Genomic DNA, 16,945 nt, shown 5'->3' on the forward strand with positions numbered 1-16,945 from the left:
TTCGCAAAGACAAGAAAGGCAGCCCTCGGGCTGCCTTTTTTCATCGCGGGCGTTCTCAGGTGCCAAGGCGGCTGAGCAGCCAGGCCTCGAGCAGGGCGACACCGGGGGCCAGCACGGCCTCGTCGAAGTCGAACTCCGGATGGTGGTGAGGCGCCGCCAGATTGGCCCCCAGAATGAGGTAGGCGGCCTCACCGCCGTGCTGCTGCACCCGCTCAATGAGGAAACCGGCGTCCTCGCTGGCGCCGAAACGGCGGGTGTGGATGGTCTCAAGCTTGAGCGCCTCGGCCAGGGGCACTATCTCCTTGAGCAGGGCCGGGCTGTTCTCTATGCCGATGGCTTCCCCCTGCTTGCGAATGAGGTAGCTGGCCCCCTGCATCATGGCGGCCCCTTCCACTATCTGCTGCACCTGGCCGAACATGTAGTCGTTGAGGGCCGGGGTCGCGCCCCGGGTCTCTCCCATCAGGCGGGCGTGACCCGGGATCACGTTGCGACCGCTGCCCCCATTGAGCTGGCCTATGTTGATGCGGGTCATGCCGTCCCGGTGGCGGGCGATGCCGAGCATGGCGGTGGTGGCCATGCAGGCCGCCGCCAGGGCGTTGCTGCCGGCGTTGGGCTCGAGCCCCGCGTGGGCGGCGCGCCCCATAAATTCCACATCGAACTTGGTGGAGCAGAGAAACTCGGTGGGGTTGATCACCAGCTCGCCGCTGTTGGCATGAATGCCGATGTGCAGCGCCAGCAGGGCATCCACATCATCGAGCTGACCGCCTGCTGCCAGCGCCTTGCCGCCGCGACACCCCTCTTCGGCAGGCTGGAAGAAGAGCTTGATGCGGCCGTTGAGCCGCTCGGCCAGGGCGGCGATCCGCTCGGCCAGCACCAGCCCGATGGCGGTGTGGCCATCGTGGGCGCAGGCGTGCATCCAGCCCGGGTTGGCTGAGTGCCACCCCTCCTGGCAGGGCTGGTGCGCCGGCTCCCGGCTCTCCTCCACCTCTACCGCATCGATGTCGAAGCGAAAGCCCAGGGTAGGGCCGGGGCGGCCGCTGTCCCAGACCCCCATCACACCGGTGATCTCGTCGATGCGGGCCAGCCAGTCGGGGTGGGCCCCCTGACGCAGGGCTCGCTCCTTCTGGGCTGCGACGTCTATCTCCCGTCCCATGATGAGGTTGCTGGCCAGCAGCTTGTCCCCCAGCATGACGGAAAATCCGAGTTCACAGAGGTGGTGGGCGATGAGGGCGCTGGTGCGAAATTCACACCAGGCGGCTTCGGGGAGACGGTGAAGGTCACGGCGCCAGTGGCGCAGAGCATCCTGAGTCATGGTGATTCCTGCATGGCAAATCCAGCGGACATTGTGACGGGCAGGGGGGCAAGAGTAAATCCCGCAGCGACAGATGCGGCAAGGGGAGCACTGAGGCTCCCCTTGCAAGAACGGCGATCATGACGATCAGGTCGTTAAATGCTCACTGATGGTCAATAACTTCTGACTGGCATCCTGTTCTTGCGTAAGCCTTCAAAAACCTACCTTTGCGGGTGTTTTTGCGGCCTGGTGGCGCTATCAAGACGCAGGTCAGGCAGCTGCCTGACCGATTAACCGCCTTAGAGCTGTGCCAGCGAGGGCAGAGAGACGGCAACCAGAGTGAAAAACACGGTAAAAACGGCGGTAACAACGAACTCTTTCATTATTTTGTCTCCCTTGGCTGACTGATGATGAGACCAAGATACCACAATGACAGGGGATAACAATGAAAAATGTAATTATGTGGCAAAATCATGTCGGTGGTGTCGTAGTGCTGTATTTTTGTAATTTTGTGGCCGTTTTATCACCCATTCAGGGGGTGGTGGATTTATAGCTCATGATATTTATCACTATATTGTTTATATACAGTCACTTATGGTTCTTCGTTTGCGTTTTTTGATGGGGTTTGTACGAGACCGTTTTGGTGATCATCAACTTTTGTGGCGAAAAATGGCCGTGTGGTGCGCCTGAAAGTGTCGCCAATGATGGGTTGGTTGGCTGGTAGTGCCATTTCCCTCATCTCATCATTTTTATCTGCTCGCCATGGGGTAAACCCTGTCGGGACGGTGCTTTATCGTCATCACCTTCAGGCAGAATTTCAATTCACAGGGATAAGCAGGGTAAAACAGCAGGCATTCGACTGGGAGAAGACCCCCAGCCCCGCCCGCCGAGCCGCGCTTTTTGGGTGGGCGTTATGGTTGTAGGGGTGAGCTTGCATCACAGCGCAGAGGCAGGCACGCAGAGACAGGGAACCCAGGCATGGTGCGCCCATTGTCAGAGGACGCAGGGCGCGAGGCGCCTTGAGAAGCCTGTGGTGAGGGAGTGGGATACAAGTTCAGGCCGAGTTAGCTTTATGACGGGGGGATAAGCGAGAGCGCGGGCAAGGGGAGGGGCAAGAGTCTGCTGGAGAGGGGGAAACCTCAGTAGATCGCGGCGAAACGAAAGGGAGCGCCTGTATCGCCAACTTATCCGGCAGCAGCGCAACAGGGGGCGGTTCGGCAGGCTGGCACACGGATGGGGCTGGAAGGCGGTGGCCTGTGCCTGTCAGCAGGGGGCTGATGACAACCGGCAGGCATAAAAAAACCCTCCGATGGAGGGTTTTTGTCATCAACAGCCGGTAAAAAGCCGAGTGGCTTAGAACAGGGTGGTGGAGAGATCGTACAGCTCCTGATCGAACGGGCGCTTGAGGTTCTCGATGCAGTCGATGATGTCGTGGTGCACCATCTCGTTGCCCTGGATACCGACGCAGCGGCCACCCTGACCGGCCAGCAGCTGCTCGACGGCAAAGGCACCCATGCGGCTGGACATGATGCGATCGCGGGCGGTCGGCGAGCCGCCACGCTGGATGTGACCCAGTATGGTGGCGCGGGTTTCGCGGCCTGTCATGGCTTCGATGTCTTTGGCCAGGGCGTTGACGTCGGTGACGTGCTCGCAGATGGTGATGATGGCGTGCTTCTTGCCTTTGGCTTCGCCTTCCTTGATCTGTTGCAGCAGCTTCTCCTTGTCAAACGCCACTTCCGGCACGATCACGTACTCGGCGCCACCGGCAACGGCGGCGGACATGGCCAGATCGCCACAGTGGCGGCCCATGATCTCGACCACAGAGATGCGATGGTGGGAGCTGCAGGTGTCGCGCAGGCGGTCGATGGCGTCGACGACCACGTTCAGGGCGGTGTCAAAGCCGATGGTGAAGTCGGTACCGGCGATGTCGTTGTCTATGGTGCCCGGCAGGCCGATGCAGGGGAAACCCTCTTCGGTCAGCTTCTTGGCACCCATGTAGGAGCCGTCACCGCCGATCACCACCAGGGCGTCGATGCCGTGTTTTTTAAGGTTCTCGATCGCTTCGGCGCGCACTTTCGGGTCCTTGAACGCGGGGAAACGGGCAGAGCCCAGGAAGGTGCCGCCGCGGTTGACCACGTCGGAGACGCTGTGGCGCTCGAGCTTGACGATCCTGTCCTGATGCAGACCGAGGTAGCCATCATAGATGCCGTAGACTTCCAGGCCATGATGCAGACCGGCGCGCACCACGGCGCGAATGGCTGCGTTCATACCCGGTGCGTCACCACCACTGGTCAAAACACCAATACGTTTGATTTGTTTGGTCATGAGTGCCTCTGGATCTGAGTTGTCGAATATCAATATCTGAAAATGGGGCCAGCCGTTTTTACTATATCGGCTTTCCTATGGAAGAAGGGGACCCATAGGAAAGCGATATCAAGAGAGGGGCCAGGCCCCTCTCTTGCGTCACTTACTGGGCGGCGCCAGCGATGATCTGGGAGAAGTCGTCCACTTTCAGGGACGCACCACCCACCAGGCCACCGTCGATGTCCGGCTGACCGAACAGGTCGGCAGCGGTTGCGCCAGTGACTGAACCACCGTACAGGATCTGTACCTTGGCAGCCACGGCGGCGTCGAAACCGGCCAGGTACTGACGGATGTGAGCGTGAACGGATTGCGCGATTTCCGGGGTGGCAGTCTTGCCGGTGCCGATGGCCCATACCGGCTCGTAAGCCACGACGGCGTTGGCGAAGGAGGCGATGCCGCAACGGTCGATGACGGCTTTGAGCTGGGTCTCGACCACGTTTTTGGTCACGCCGGCTTCGAACTGCTCCAGGGTTTCACCGATGCACAGTACCGGGATCAGGCCGCCCTTCTGGATGGCTTCGTACTTGGCCGCCACCACGTCGTCGGTCTCTGCGTGCAGGGTGCGACGCTCGCTGTGGCCGACCAGGGAGTAGGTGCAACCGAAGGCTTTGAGCATGGAGGGGGCATTCTCGCCGGTGAAGGCGCCGGACTCGTGAACGTCGGCGTTCTGGGCACCGTAAGCGATCTTGCTGCCAGCGGTCAGCTGTTCAACCAGACCCAAAAAGATAACCGGCGGGCAGACGGCCACTTGCACGGAAGGATGAGCGGCAGCAGCCGGGGTCAGTCCTTTGATCAGAGCTTCGACAGAAGCTTTGGTGCCGTTCAGTTTCCAGTTACCCATTACCAGGTGCTGTCTCATCTTCTCAATCTCCTAGGCATTTGATTGCGCAACATTATATGAATTGAACCGAGCCCAAGATAGCTGACCCGGCGGCAAATGACGTAATTTTTTTTCGCTTTCCTGATCCAAATCAGGAATGCAAGAACCGATCGCTCATTCGTTAACCTGCCCCCGCAAACGGGCCCACCATACCCCAATCCACTCGTGAATGGCAGCCTCGGAATACATCAGATAACGCCCCTTGGGCAGGTAGCTGTAGAGGGGCTGCGGCTCCTGGCTCTGCTTGGCGGTGTAGTCGGTGGGGGCCGGCACCGCATCGAGTCCCTGACCGCGATAGAGGGCCATGGCCCTGGGCAGGTGGGTGGCCGAGCTCACCAGGGCGACCCGCTTGCCCTTGAGGTGGGCGCTGATGCTGACCGCCTCGTCATGGGTGTCTTTGTTGTTTTCAAACAACGTCATTCGGGAGCGGGGGATGCCGAGGCTGGTCGCCATGCGGGCGTTGACCTCGGCATTGGAGAGGGGATCACCCGACACATAACCGGAGAAGACCAGCTCGGCCTCGGGATAGGCTTGGGCGAGGCGCACCCCCTCCAGGGTTCTGGCGAGGGCTATGTTGTTCTGCCAGGCGCGCTCGGGCACCGCCGGATCGCTCACGTGACCGTTACCGAGCACCACGATGGCCTCTATATCCGGGTGCTGGTTTACCTCGAAGGGCGGATAGGTCTGCTCCAGGCTGCGGGCCAGCTCATAGCTGACGGGCCTCATCCCCATCAGGGCGATGATCACCAGGGAGAGGGTCGCCAGCAGCTTGCCGCTCTTCTGAAAGCGGGTGAACCAGAGCAGCAGCAACGCCAGCAGCAATAAGGAGAGGGAGAAGGGCAGCGGCATCAGCAACTGGCCCAACCATTTTTTAAGCTCAAACACTGTGGTGTCGTCCTTGAGTTTTCAGCGGATCCGGGATGTGACAGAATACCCCTCTTTTTTCCTGTGGCCCAATCCTGTGTGGTTTCTCCTGCGAGCCCCACAGCGGGGCGGCCGAAGATGAGTGTGTCTTGAAGCAAGATCAGAGTTTTGACGGGCGCGCCGACAAGTTCGCTCGCAACATTTATGACTCCACCAAGGGGCGCATTCGCACCGCCGTGGTGTGGAGCGACATCGAAGCCTGCCTGGCGCGCCTTGGCAACCGGCCCCTGCGCATCCTGGATGCCGGCGGTGGTTTTGGCTATTTCGCCCAGAAGCTGGCGGCCATGGGCCACCAGGTGGAGCTGTGCGATCTCTCGGCAGAGATGCTGGATCTCGCCCGGGAGCAGATTGCCCAGAAGGGACTGGAAGACAGAATTCGTCTCATCCATTGCCCCATTCAGGATCTCAAGGCCCATGTGACCGGCACCTTTGATCTGGTGCTCTGTCATGCGGTGCTGGAGTGGCTCGCCGAGCCCCGCCAGACCCTGCTCGGTCTGTTCCCTTTCGTCAATGCAGGGGGCATACTGTCGCTGCTTTTTTACAATCGTCATGGCCTCTTGTTCCAGAGCCTGGTGGTGGGCAATTTCGACTATGTGCGCCAGGGGCTGAACAAGAAGCGTCAGACCGCGCTCACGCCCACCAACCCCCAGTTGCCGGAACAGGTCTATGACTGGATAGGCCGGGGGGGCCTCAAGATCATCGGCAAGACAGGGGTGCGGGTCATTCACGACTACATGCGCCACAAGCAGGAGCAGGTCGAGAAATTCGACGATCTGCTGGCCATGGAGCAGCACTACTGTCGTCAGGAACCCTTTGTCTCCCTTGGGCGCTACATCCATGTGATGGCCCAGAAGCCGGTCGGCTGAGGGCTGTCATGGGGGCCTGAATGGCCGGGATGCCAGGGTTTATGCGGTCGGGATACCGCCGCCGGGGTTGCCCATCCCCGGGTCCGAATCACCACGAGGGGTCTGGTACCCCCGTTTATAACAACGAGATGATAACGTCATGATGAGTACATCCCGTACCCTGCCAGAGACGGTGGGATGGGTCAGACAGGAGGGCCTCTCCTTGAATCTGCCCACCGACAGGCTGGCCTTTCTGATTGCGATCAAGACGCTGTCCGAGGACGAGTCTGATCTCTCGGAGGCCGCGCTGCACGACGCCTTCGGCTATGTGAGCAGCGCCTTCGGCCAGATGGACGAGACCCTCTCGGGTCGCGCCAACAACGCCATCAACGATCTCATTCGCCAGCAGTTGCTGTCGCGCTTCACCACCGACATGGTGGCGGGGGAGAGTCTCTATCGCCTGTCGCGCCTCGGGGTCGGCATCGTCGACTTCTTCATGGAGAACCGCCAGGTCGACTCCATCAAGCTCTCCATCCTGCTCGAACACCTGGCGGCCGAGCTCGACACTGCCCGCGAGGCGGCGCTCGAGACCAATACCCGGGAGCAGTGGGACGCAGAAGTACTGCCGCGGCTCACCTTCTCCCTGGAAGAGACGCTCGGGCGCATCGATCTCACCCAGCGCGCCATGGACGAGCAGCAGAATCAGGTCAAGAACGAGATTGCGGCCCTGCTGACCCAGAACTGGATCGACGCCATCCACAGCTGCGAGAAGCTGCTGCGCGAGACGGGCCAGACCCTGCGCGAGCTGCAGGATACCCTGGACGCCGCCGGCCACCGCCTGCAGGCGGGGCTGCTCAACATTCAGGAAGCGGCCCAGGGGCGCGACGATCTCCTTCACGTCGAGGAGCTGACCCATGCCCTGCAGGGGCGGCTCGACGTCATCACCTCCTGGGGTCAGCAGTGCATCGAGCTATGGTCCCGTTATGACAGGCACGTCCACAAGTTCATCCGCAACGCCATCGACATGGACAAGAACCGCGCCTTCAGCCAGCGGTTGCGGGAATCCATCCGCAACTTCGAGCAGCACAACTTCTTGCTCAGAGTCGCCGAGGAGCCGCGCCTCCTGGAGCTGCGGGACGAAACCATCGCCATCCACGACGAGGAGGTGACCGGCGAGGTGCCCCTCGAGATGGAGTTCATGGAGATGGTGGACATCAACCAGGCGCTGGCGGAGCGCATCGAGCGTTATCTGGCCCGCTATCCCGAGCAGGGACAGCAACTGGATCTCGCCGACGTGCTGCGAGAATACCTGCTCGATTTCCCGGCCCACGCCCACTTCGACGTGGCGCGTCTGCTGATTGACCAGGCCGTGCGCCTCGGCCATGCCAGCGGTGAGCGCGAGCTGCACCGCCAACCCGCATGGAAACCCATTAACCAAGCTGGATCCAAGGTTCAGGCCTATGTCATTGATCAATTCTGAGTTTCCCTTGCCCCTGCGGCTCGCAGAGGCCATCGCCAACCCCTTGTTTCCGCGCATCGACACCGCCCTGCGCTCGGGGCGCCACATCAGTGCCGACGATTTCGAACAGCATTCGGCCCTGGTGGAGTTCCATGGCGAGCTCGAGATCTTCTACGGCCGCTATCAGGTAGAACTCATCAAGGCGCCTGAGGGCTTCTTCTACCTGCGCCCGCGCCCCAGCGCCGACATCGGAACAACCGTTTTATCTGAGCTCGATATGCTGGTGGGTAAGGTGCTCTGCTACCTCTATTTGAGCCCGGACCGCCTCGCCTCCGAAGGGGTCTTCACCATGGGCGAGTTGCAGGAGGAGGTGCTGAGTCTGGCGGACGAGAAGCAGTTGCTGCGCATGGTCAACAGCCGCTCCGGCGGCACGGATCTCGACAAGAAGAAGCTGCTCGAGAAGATCCGCACCTCCATGCGCCGTCTCAAGCGCCTCGGGATGATCACCGCCCTTGGCAACAGCGACAAATTCCGGGTCAACGAATCCGTGTTCCGCTTCGCCGCCGACGTGCGTTCCGACGAGGATCCCCGCGCCGTGCAGCTGCGGATGATCCAGGAGGGGGAGGCCATCTTCCACGACGACGAGATGCCGAGCAGCGACTCGCTGTTCGAGGATATTGAAGAGGATCTGGACGAAGAGCAGCTGGAGCTGGAGGTGGAAGATGATCTGCAACGTTAATGTTCTGGCACCGATGGCGTCGGCCGGTTTGATGGAGAGTGCGGCGTGAGAGGCAAATTCAAATCCCTGACCATGGTCAACTGGAACGGCTTCTTCGCCCGGACCTTCGATCTCGACCAGCTGGTCACCACCCTGTCCGGCGGCAACGGCGCGGGCAAGTCCACCACCATGGCGGCTTTTATCGCGGCGCTTATCCCGGATCAGTCCCTGCTCCACTTCCGCAACACCACGGAGGCGGGCTCATCCAGCGCCTCTCGTGACAAGGGGCTCTACGGCAAGCTGCAGCGCGGTCACTGCTATTCGCTGCTGGAAGTGATGAACAGCCGCGAGCAGCGCATCTGGGTCGGCGTGCACCTGGAGCAGGTGGCGAACCGGGACAACAAGGTCAACATCACCCCCTTCGCCCTGGTGGACGTGCCAGACAGCCTGCAACCCACGGATCTGTTGCTGGAAAAACTCCATGACGGCAAGGGGCGGGTGCGCGCCTTCGCCGATCTGAAGGGGGCCGCCGCCGAGCTGGGGGCCATCAAGGTCGCCAAGTTCAATACGGTGACCGATTATCACAACTTCATGTTCGAGTTCGGCATCACGCCCAAAAAATTGCGTGATCAAAAGGATCGCGGCAAGTTCTATCGCCTGATCGAGGCCTCCCTCTACGGCGGTATCTCTTCGTCCATCAGCCGCTCCCTGCGGGAATACCTGCTGCCGGAGAACTCCGGGGTGCGCAAGGCGTTCCAGGACATGGAGGCGGCCATCTACGAGAACCGCCGCACCCTGGAAGCCATCAAGGAGACCCAGGGCCAGCGGGATCTGTTCAAGAACCTGATCACCGAGACCACCCACTACGTGGCGGCCGAGTATGTGCGGGGCGCCGCCGAGAAGAGCCGTCTCTCCGAGCTGGCCCTTAAAGCCCGTGCCGAGCTCGCCGGCAAACGCCGTCTGCTGGCGGAAGAGAAGCAGCGCGCCATCTATCTGGCGGACGAGGTGGATCAGCTCACCAACCGCGAGAAGCTCTTGACCGACGAGCTGGAGTCCGCCGCCGAGCACCTGGCCAAGGTGATGGCCGCCGTGGCGCTGCAAAAGAAGATAGAGCTGTATCGCGCCGATCTGCGGGAGCTCAACGACAAGCTCGAGCAGCAACAGGCGGTGGTGGAGGAGATCCACGGCCAGTTGCTGGAAGTGGAAGAGCGCAAGGAGCTGGCCCAGGCAGAGGTGGACAGCCTCAAGACCCAGCTCGCCGACTATCAGCAGGCGCTGGACATTCAGCAGACCCGCGCCATCCAGTACCGCCAGGCGGTGCAGGCGCTGGAGACGGCCCGCGCGCAGTGCGAGCTGCCGGGATTGAGCGCCGAGCAGGCGAGCGACACCCTGCACCAGTTCCGCGCCGCCGAGCAGAGCCTCACCAGCCGGGTGCTGGGGGCCGAGCAGCAACTGGCGCTGGCCAAGGCGGCGGTGGCCGAGCATCAGGCCGCGCTGACGCTGCTGCTCAGCATTGCCCCCGAGACCGCTCGCGAGGCGGCCTGGCCCACGGCGCAGGCACTGCTCAAGCGTCACATCGAAGACAAAGCCCGCATTGCCCAGGGGCAGGGGCTGCGCGCCTCGCTGGCCCGCCTCGAGAAAGAGAGCGACAGCCAGAAGGCGCTCTTCAAGTTGCGCGACGAGCTGCAGCAGGCTTCCGGTCAGCTTATTGCCAGCCAGGATGAGCTGGAGATCTTCCTCGAAGCCCAGCGCAACCGTCAGGAGGAGCTCGCCGATCAGCAGGCGGAGGCGAATCAGCGCCGCGCCAGCCTCGAGCATCAGGGCGCCCAGCTCGGCCGTGATATCAGCGATCTCACCAAGCTGGCCCCCCGCTGGCTCAAATCCTTCGAGAAGCTCGAGCAGCTGCGCGAGCAGAGTGGCTTGGCCTTGGACACTGCCGAGGCGCTCTCGGCCGGTATGCAGACAGTGCTCGACAAGGAGCGGGAGTTCGAGCAGGAGAGCAACCGCATCCAGGGGCAGAAGCAGGCCCTGGAGCGGCAAATTCGCAACCTCCAGCTGGGAGCCGGGGAGGCGGATCCGCGCCTGGCCCGCGTCGCCGAGCAGGTGGGGGGCGTGCTGCTCACCGACGTCTATGACGACATCTCCATCGATGATGCCCCTTACTACTCCGCCCTCTACGGCCCGGCCCGCAGCGCCCTGGTAGTGCTCGACCTGGAGGGGGCCATCGAGCGGCTGAAAAAGCTGGAAGATTGCCCGGAGGATATCTACCTCATCCAGGGCAACCCCGACTCCTTTGACGAGGATCTGGTGGAGGCCGACGAGCTCGGCGACGCCGTGCTGGTGCGCACCAGCAAACGTCAGGTGCGCTTCTCCCGCTACCCCGAGCTGCCGCTCTTTGGCCGCGCCGCCCGGGAAAAACGGATCGAGCAGCTCGACCTTGAGCGGGAAAATCTTATCGAGGGCTACGCCAAGGCCGCCTTCGAGCAGCAGAAGTACCACCGCCTCTACGGCCACTTCCGTGACTTTATCGGCCAGCATCTGGATATCGCCTTCCGCCCCGACCCGGAAGCCGAAGTGCAGGCCAAACAGGCCGAACTGCGCAAGCTGCAAGAAACCATGGCCGAGTGCGACAAGCAGCTGGCCGAGGCCAAAGTGGCCGCCGCCCAGCTGACCCGCCATATCCAGCTGGTGCAGGGGATGCTGCCCTTTGCCCACCTCTTTGCCGAGACAGAGCTGGCGGCCCGCCTCGAGGCGGCCCGCGCCGATGTGGAGGCCCTTAAAACCGCCGAAGCCTTTGTGGCCCAGCATGGCAAGGGGCTGGAGAAGCTCGAGACCCTGGTGCAGGTGCTGCGCCAGGATCCCCAGGATCTCTCTGCCCTGCAGGCGGCCTTCGACGAGGCGAGCGACCTGCTGGCGGAGCAGAAGCGCCGCGCCTACGCGCTGGATCAGCTGGTGGCCCGTCTGCCGCACTTTGCCTATCAGGACGCGCAAGACCTGCTTGGCAAGGCATCGGAGATGAGCGAGCGGCTCAAAGAGAAGCTTAAAATAGCGGAGCTTGCCGCCCGCACCGCCGGCGAGCAGCACAAGCAGATAGCCCTGCGCCACACCGAGGCGCTGCAACTGCGCACCGCGCTCGATTCCAGTGCCTCGGCCAAGGGCCAGACCCTGGCGGAGTTCGAGCAGGAGCTGGGGGCCATGGGGCTCACCCTGTCGGACGACATGGAGGAGAAATCCCGCGCCCACAAGAAGGAGATCGAAGAGCTGCTCATCCGCACCCGCTCCCGTCGCACCAGCGCCGAGGCCCAGTTGCAGGTGACCAAGCGCGAGATTGAATCCTTGGGCGGGCGTCTCAAGCTGGAAGGCAAGGACTACTTCGGTGCCCGCAAATCCCTGGTGGGCCACAAGGCGAGCTGGTCGCGGGTGGTGCGGCTGGCGCGGGAGACCGACGTCGAGAAGCGCCTGAACAAGCGCGAGCTGGCGTATCTCGACAGCGACGAGCTGCGCTCCATGTCGGACAAGGCGCTCGGCGCCCTGCGGGTTGCCGTGGCCCACGACGAAGCGCTGCGTGATGCGCTGCGTCTGTCTGAAGGCAACCGCAGCACCGAGCAGAAGGTCGCCTTCTACGTGCAGGTCTACCGTTACCTGAAAGATCGCATCCGCAACGACATCATCCGCTCCGATGATCCTGTGGAGGCGATCGAGGAGATGGAGATCGAGCTGGCGCGCCTGGCCGACGAGCTCAAGCAGCGGGAAAACCACCTGTCGCTCTCCTCCCACGAGGTGGCGGCCAAGATCACCAACATCATTCGCCGCGAGCAGAACCGCATCCGGGTGCTCAACCAGGGCTTGCAGAACATCGCCTTCGGTCTGGTGCGCGGGGTGCGCCTCAACGTCAATATCCGCGAGGCTCACACTCGCCTGTTGACCGCGCTGGCGGATCAGAGTGCCATGCACAACGATCTGTTCGCCGACAAGGAGCTCAGCTTCTCCGAGGCCATGGCCAAGCTGTTCCAGCGCCTCAACCCGCAGACCGAGCAGGGGGATCGCAGCTATCAGGTGATGGGCGATGTCTTGCTCGACTATCGCAACTACCTGGAGCTGGAGATCGAGGTGCAGCGTGGCGCCGATGGCTGGCTGCGGGCCGAGAGCGGTGCGCTCTCCACCGGCGAGGCGATCGGTACCGGTCAGGCCATCTTGCTGATGGTGCTGATCAGCTGGGAGGAGGAGTCCCGCCGTCTGCGCGGCAAGGACATAGCCCCCTGCCGCCTGCTGTTCCTCGACGAAGCGGCACGCCTGGATGGCAAATCCATCGCCACCCTGTTCGAGCTGTGCGAGCGGCAGGATATGCAGCTCTTGATCGCGGCGCCGGAGAACATCAGCCCCGAGAAGGGCACCACCTACAAGCTCATCCGCAAGGTGCAGGGCAAGCACGAGCACGTGCATGTGGTGGGCCTGCGGGGCTTCGGTTTCGCCGATGACAAGCTGATCGCCTGATCCCTGACACAGACTGACGGGTGAACACACAAACGGGAGGCTTGGGCCTCCCGTTTTCCATGGGAAATATGAGAGAGTAGGCCCCTGTTCGCGGGATCCAGATTGGTGCTGAAAGTGATGATGAGAGTGGCGATGGAAGATATGAGAGGCAAGGTACAAAAAGGGCTGCTGGCCTCCCTGTGCCTGCTGCTTGCGGCCTGCAGCAGCCAGCCTGATGCAGGCAGTGCGGGCAACTGGCGGGGTTATACCCAGACGGGGCTGGCCTCCTACTATGCCGATCGCTACCACAACAAGAAAACCGCCAGCGGCGAGCCCTACCAGAAGAGCGCCAACACCGCCGCCCACATGACGCTGCCCTTCGGCGCCATGGTGAGGGTGACCAACCTTGCCAACGGCAAGAGCGTGGTGGTGCGGGTCAATGACAGGGGCAACTTCCCGAGGGGGCGAGTGATCGATCTCTCAAGGGCCGCATTCAGCACCATAGGCAACACCCGATCCGGCCTTATCAAGGTCAAGGTCGAGGTGTTGTAGGGGGTTGCAGACGAACCATTGCGTAGCGGGACATGACGGGAGCCCGCTCTTTGCATCTCGGCGTTGACAGCCTCCCGCCTTCAGTCGTATCTGTGTGATTGCGTGACTGCCATTCAGGCAGGCACCCGGCTGATCTCTTGCTGCCCTCGCCAGGGCGCCAATACGGAGGTTGTTGAGATGACGAACCGCACGCCCATTCAGGCCACACAGATCCCGGAGAACAAGGCCAAGTCCCTCTATCCGGAGCCCTTTGCCTCCCTGGTCAAGTACCGCACCCGGCGCAGGCTGGGGGATCATTTCGGTCTCGCCAATCTTGGGGTCAACCTGACGACCCTGGCACCGGGGGCCATCTCGGCGCTCAAACACCATCATGGTCTGCAGGACGAGTTCGTCTATGTGCTCTCGGGCAACCCCACCCTGCGCTATGGGGAGGAGGAGTATCTGATGTCGCCGGGGGAGTGCATCGGCTTCAAGGGCGGCAACGGCCTGGCCCACCAGTTGCTCAACCACGGTGAGGTGGACGCCGTCTATCTCGAGGTGGGGGACAGGCTGGCGGGGGACACAGTCCAATATCCTGACGACGATCTGGCCCTGGTGCAGGGCACCGATGGCGCCTGGGTTGCCAGACACAAGGACGGGTCCCCCTATTAGGGACCCCTCACTCTTTGGGAAAGCATGATAAGCCTATGAAATTCCTCCCCTTTGGTGACGTGTCCGCAGAGGATTTTCTGCCCCTGGTCAACGACGAGACGCTGCGAAAACACCTGATTGACCACCCCACCTTCGAGCTGGGCACGGTGCGGCGCTGGATGGAGGAGAAGATGGCGATAGACGCGCTGCCCGGCTGCCGCGTGCGTGCCGTCCTCATCGATGGCGCTCTGGTGGGGTGGTGCGGCCTCCAGCCCGATGAGGAGGGGGTCGAGATTGCCATCGTGATCGCCAGGGCAGGCTGGGGCAGGGGGCTCGCCATCTTCCACGAGATGATGGGCTGGGCGCGTACCATGGACCATCAGGAGGTGGTCTTTCATCTGCTGGGCACCCGCCCCCCATACAGATCCCTCGCCAGGCGCGCCACCAGGGTGAAGAAGACGACACTCTCTGGGCACACTTTCACCAGCTATTACTTCAGAGTTCAGAGCTGGAGCAGACCCTGACGGTGAGCCAGGCGCTTGCCTCTGGCGCGTATGTGTCCCTGCCGCCGCCTCTTTGTTCACCCGGTTGAACACTCTGTCCATCCTGGCCATCTATATCGGCCTGACCGCCATGCCTACACTGGGCGCCATGTTGGGGGAGGCGGCTGCCATGAGAAGGCAGGCACCTCCCGGTCTCTTGATGATGTGACAGTGGAGAAACTGGGATGAAGAGAGAGTCGGACAAGATAGTGTCGATCGCCGTGCTCAAGGCCCGCGCCGGCATGAGGGAGCGCTTGCGCCAAGGGTTGCTCGCGCTGATAGCGCCCACCCGCCAGGAGCCTGGCAACCTCGATTACGTGCTGTTCGAGCTGAAGGAGGAACCCGGCACCTTCTACATGCGCGAAGCCTTCGTGAGCCAGACCGCCCTGGATGCCCACTGCGCGAGCGACTATTTTCAGGCCTTCGCCCGCCAGGCGGACGAGCTGCTGGCCGAGCCCCTTAGACTCATTTTCATGGAGGAAGTGAGCTCGGCCATGGGGCCGGGCTGAGCGCCTGCCCGCTCGCTTGTCCCATATTCCCGAACGGTGCGGCTCCGCTATGATTGGGAGGGCGTAGTGACAGGCCTTGAGGGCGCGGCAGGCAAACCCTGGTCGTCGCTGGTCAAAGGTGACACTGGGCCTATTGTCGGTCGTCATGGGAGGCGTCATGAAGAGAACCCTTGTGCTGGTGCGCCACGGCAAGTCGAGCTGGGAAGAGCAGGGGCTGCCTGACAGGGCGCGGCCTTTGGCCGCACGGGGCCTGCGCGACGCACCCCTGATGGGTGTGCGCCTGGCGAGGGAGGGGGTGAGACCCGACCTTATCCTGTCGAGCCCCGCCTGCCGGGCCCTGTCGACGGCGAACATCATCGCCGAGGTGCTCGGCTACCGGCCAGAGGAGATAGTCACGGACGAGCGGTTCTATGGCAGCGATGTCGAGACCCTGCTTGAGGTGATGGCTGAGCTTGGGGACGCGTTCAGGTGCGTCATGCTCTTTGGTCACGATCCCGGGTTCACCGACCTTGCCCACCGCTTTTCCGGCAAGATCACCCGGATGCCGACCTGCGCCGTCGCCCGCTTCACCTTCGACGCCCCCTCCTGGTCGGCCGCTGCGTCGCAAAGGCCGGTGACGGCCGTGCTGGATTATCCGAAAAAAGGGTAGGGGTAGAGAGGGTCCCGTTTGCAAGCAGACAGAAACAACAAGGGGAGCCTCGGCTCCTGTGATGGTAACGGGGTTATTTGGCGGCGATCGGTCCCTTGGTGCCCGCGTCGTTGTCGGCCCAGCCATCCTCCCCCTTGAGGCGACGATCCCCCTGGATGGTGTAGATGACCATGCCCTCCTTGAACACCAGGGCCCCGTCGGATTTCCTGGCGCTGACCTTCTTGTCGTTGACCCACACCTGATCCTTGTTATCGATGCGGATGGTGGCGACGGTGGCGCCCGTCTCGGGGAAGGTGGCGACCCAGTTGCCGGCGTAGGGGCTGGCGCTGGTGGCCGCCGGAGCATCACCGAACCCGGCGGCCGCGTTCTCGGCCTGGGTCTTGTTGATGTCACAGCCATTGAGCTCGCTCACCTGGGTGCAGCCGGAGCGCTCGAGCTTCTGTGCGTAGATCATGTTCAGACCGCTCTCGGCAGCCGGGGCGGCAGCTCCGAATCCCGCCTTGGCATTCTCCGCCTTGGTCTTGTGAATATCGCAGCCCTGGGCCTCGGTCACCTGGGTACAGCCGGAGCGTTCCAGCTGCTGGGCATATTTTGCGTTGATGGCGTGCGCCGGGGCCATGCCAAACAGGGTCAGGGTCACGATCAGAACAGTATTCCTGGACATAATTCATCCCTCAAAATGTGAGTCTTGCCGATTCAGTTCAGCCTCGGCGGCCATGAGCAACGGCCTGGGTTTGCGCACATCCTGGGTGCGAGGTGGCAGGTCTGTTTCACGTTAGCACCTGGAGCTGGACTCGCACAGGGGAGCCAGCCAAATCGGTGCCATCCACCGTACCTGAGCCCGCCAGCTCAGCTTTGGGGCACTCTTATTCCCTTGTCGAGGTAGAGGCTGCTGTAGTGGGCGCGATGGGTGACGAACATCACCTGGTGGCGGCTGCCGTCGGAGAGGATGACGAAATCCCCGGCCTGGGCCGGGCTTTGCAACAGGATCTCGTGCTCGGGGGCCGTCAGCTTGTCGACCTCTTCCCTGAAAATGAGGGTGTATGAATACATATGGCACTCCACTGCAGGCGCATATACAGACACGTTTCCCAACTCTAGTCGCCAGT

The 16,945-nt window shown here is 62.3% G+C and carries 15 protein-coding genes; 9 read left to right on the forward strand and 6 right to left on the reverse strand.

Going from position 1 to position 16,945, the window contains the following annotated elements; translation table 11 throughout:
* Window positions 1-55 precede the first annotated feature (55 nt).
* The 4 genes from ACWPWQ_RS12015 to elyC form a co-directional block, all read right to left on the reverse strand.
* A complete protein-coding gene (locus ACWPWQ_RS12015) occupies window positions 56-1,312 on the reverse strand; it encodes an amidohydrolase (RefSeq protein WP_454009865.1) in 1,257 nt (418 codons plus the stop codon).
* Window positions 1,313-2,644: 1,332 nt separating this feature from the next.
* Window positions 2,645-3,616, reverse strand: coding sequence for a 6-phosphofructokinase (gene pfkA / locus ACWPWQ_RS12020; RefSeq protein ID WP_005326082.1), 972 nt, complete (start codon window positions 3,614-3,616; stop codon window positions 2,645-2,647).
* Between the two features lie 142 nt (window positions 3,617-3,758).
* Window positions 3,759-4,514 (reverse strand): triose-phosphate isomerase, encoded by a 756-nt coding sequence (tpiA, locus tag ACWPWQ_RS12025; RefSeq protein ID WP_139434336.1) that lies wholly within the window; start codon window positions 4,512-4,514, stop codon window positions 3,759-3,761.
* Window positions 4,515-4,649: 135 nt separating this feature from the next.
* On the reverse strand, window positions 4,650-5,420 hold the full coding sequence (elyC, locus tag ACWPWQ_RS12030) for an envelope biogenesis factor ElyC (protein ID WP_454009866.1): 771 nt from the start codon (window positions 5,418-5,420) through the stop codon (window positions 4,650-4,652).
* 128 nt (window positions 5,421-5,548) lie between these two features.
* On the opposite strand from elyC, the gene cmoM reads away from it, so the two are divergent.
* From cmoM to ACWPWQ_RS12075, 9 genes are all read left to right on the forward strand, one after another.
* Complete coding sequence (gene cmoM, locus ACWPWQ_RS12035; protein WP_139434338.1) at window positions 5,549-6,325, forward strand: tRNA uridine 5-oxyacetic acid(34) methyltransferase CmoM; 777 nt, start codon at window positions 5,549-5,551, stop codon at window positions 6,323-6,325.
* Between the two features lie 139 nt (window positions 6,326-6,464).
* On the forward strand, window positions 6,465-7,784 hold the full coding sequence (gene mukF, locus ACWPWQ_RS12040; RefSeq protein WP_202045826.1) for a chromosome partition protein MukF: 1,320 nt from the start codon (window positions 6,465-6,467) through the stop codon (window positions 7,782-7,784).
* Entirely contained in the window at window positions 7,765-8,502 is a 738-nt protein-coding gene (mukE, locus tag ACWPWQ_RS12045) for a chromosome partition protein MukE (RefSeq protein ID WP_139434340.1), read from the forward strand. The genes mukF and mukE overlap by 20 nt, the downstream gene beginning before the upstream one ends.
* Before the next feature lie 45 nt (window positions 8,503-8,547).
* Complete coding sequence (gene mukB, locus ACWPWQ_RS12050) at window positions 8,548-12,975, forward strand: chromosome partition protein MukB (protein WP_454009867.1); 4,428 nt, start codon at window positions 8,548-8,550, stop codon at window positions 12,973-12,975.
* A gap of 132 nt (window positions 12,976-13,107) precedes the next feature.
* Window positions 13,108-13,506 (forward strand): septal ring lytic transglycosylase RlpA family protein, encoded by a 399-nt coding sequence (locus ACWPWQ_RS12055; protein WP_139434342.1) that lies wholly within the window; start codon window positions 13,108-13,110, stop codon window positions 13,504-13,506.
* A gap of 177 nt (window positions 13,507-13,683) precedes the next feature.
* On the forward strand, window positions 13,684-14,157 hold the full coding sequence (locus ACWPWQ_RS12060; RefSeq protein ID WP_454009868.1) for a cupin domain-containing protein: 474 nt from the start codon (window positions 13,684-13,686) through the stop codon (window positions 14,155-14,157).
* A 35-nt stretch (window positions 14,158-14,192) separates the two neighbouring features.
* Window positions 14,193-14,660 (forward strand): GNAT family N-acetyltransferase, encoded by a 468-nt coding sequence (locus ACWPWQ_RS12065; RefSeq protein ID WP_454009869.1) that lies wholly within the window; start codon window positions 14,193-14,195, stop codon window positions 14,658-14,660.
* Window positions 14,661-14,863: 203 nt separating this feature from the next.
* On the forward strand, window positions 14,864-15,187 hold the full coding sequence (locus tag ACWPWQ_RS12070) for a putative quinol monooxygenase (RefSeq protein ID WP_454009870.1): 324 nt from the start codon (window positions 14,864-14,866) through the stop codon (window positions 15,185-15,187).
* Between the two features lie 157 nt (window positions 15,188-15,344).
* Window positions 15,345-15,836, forward strand: a complete 492-nt coding sequence (locus ACWPWQ_RS12075) for a SixA phosphatase family protein (RefSeq protein ID WP_454009871.1) — start codon at window positions 15,345-15,347, stop codon at window positions 15,834-15,836.
* A 73-nt stretch (window positions 15,837-15,909) separates the two neighbouring features.
* Here the strand turns inward: ACWPWQ_RS12075 and ACWPWQ_RS12080 are convergent, their stop codons facing one another.
* Window positions 15,910-16,500, reverse strand: a complete 591-nt coding sequence (locus tag ACWPWQ_RS12080; protein WP_454009872.1) for a hypothetical protein — start codon at window positions 16,498-16,500, stop codon at window positions 15,910-15,912.
* A gap of 185 nt (window positions 16,501-16,685) precedes the next feature.
* On the reverse strand, window positions 16,686-16,889 hold the full coding sequence (locus ACWPWQ_RS12085; RefSeq protein ID WP_106886705.1) for a hypothetical protein: 204 nt from the start codon (window positions 16,887-16,889) through the stop codon (window positions 16,686-16,688).
* Window positions 16,890-16,945 lie beyond the last annotated feature (56 nt).

Source organism: Aeromonas sp. Marseille-Q7275, from assembly GCF_965119515.1.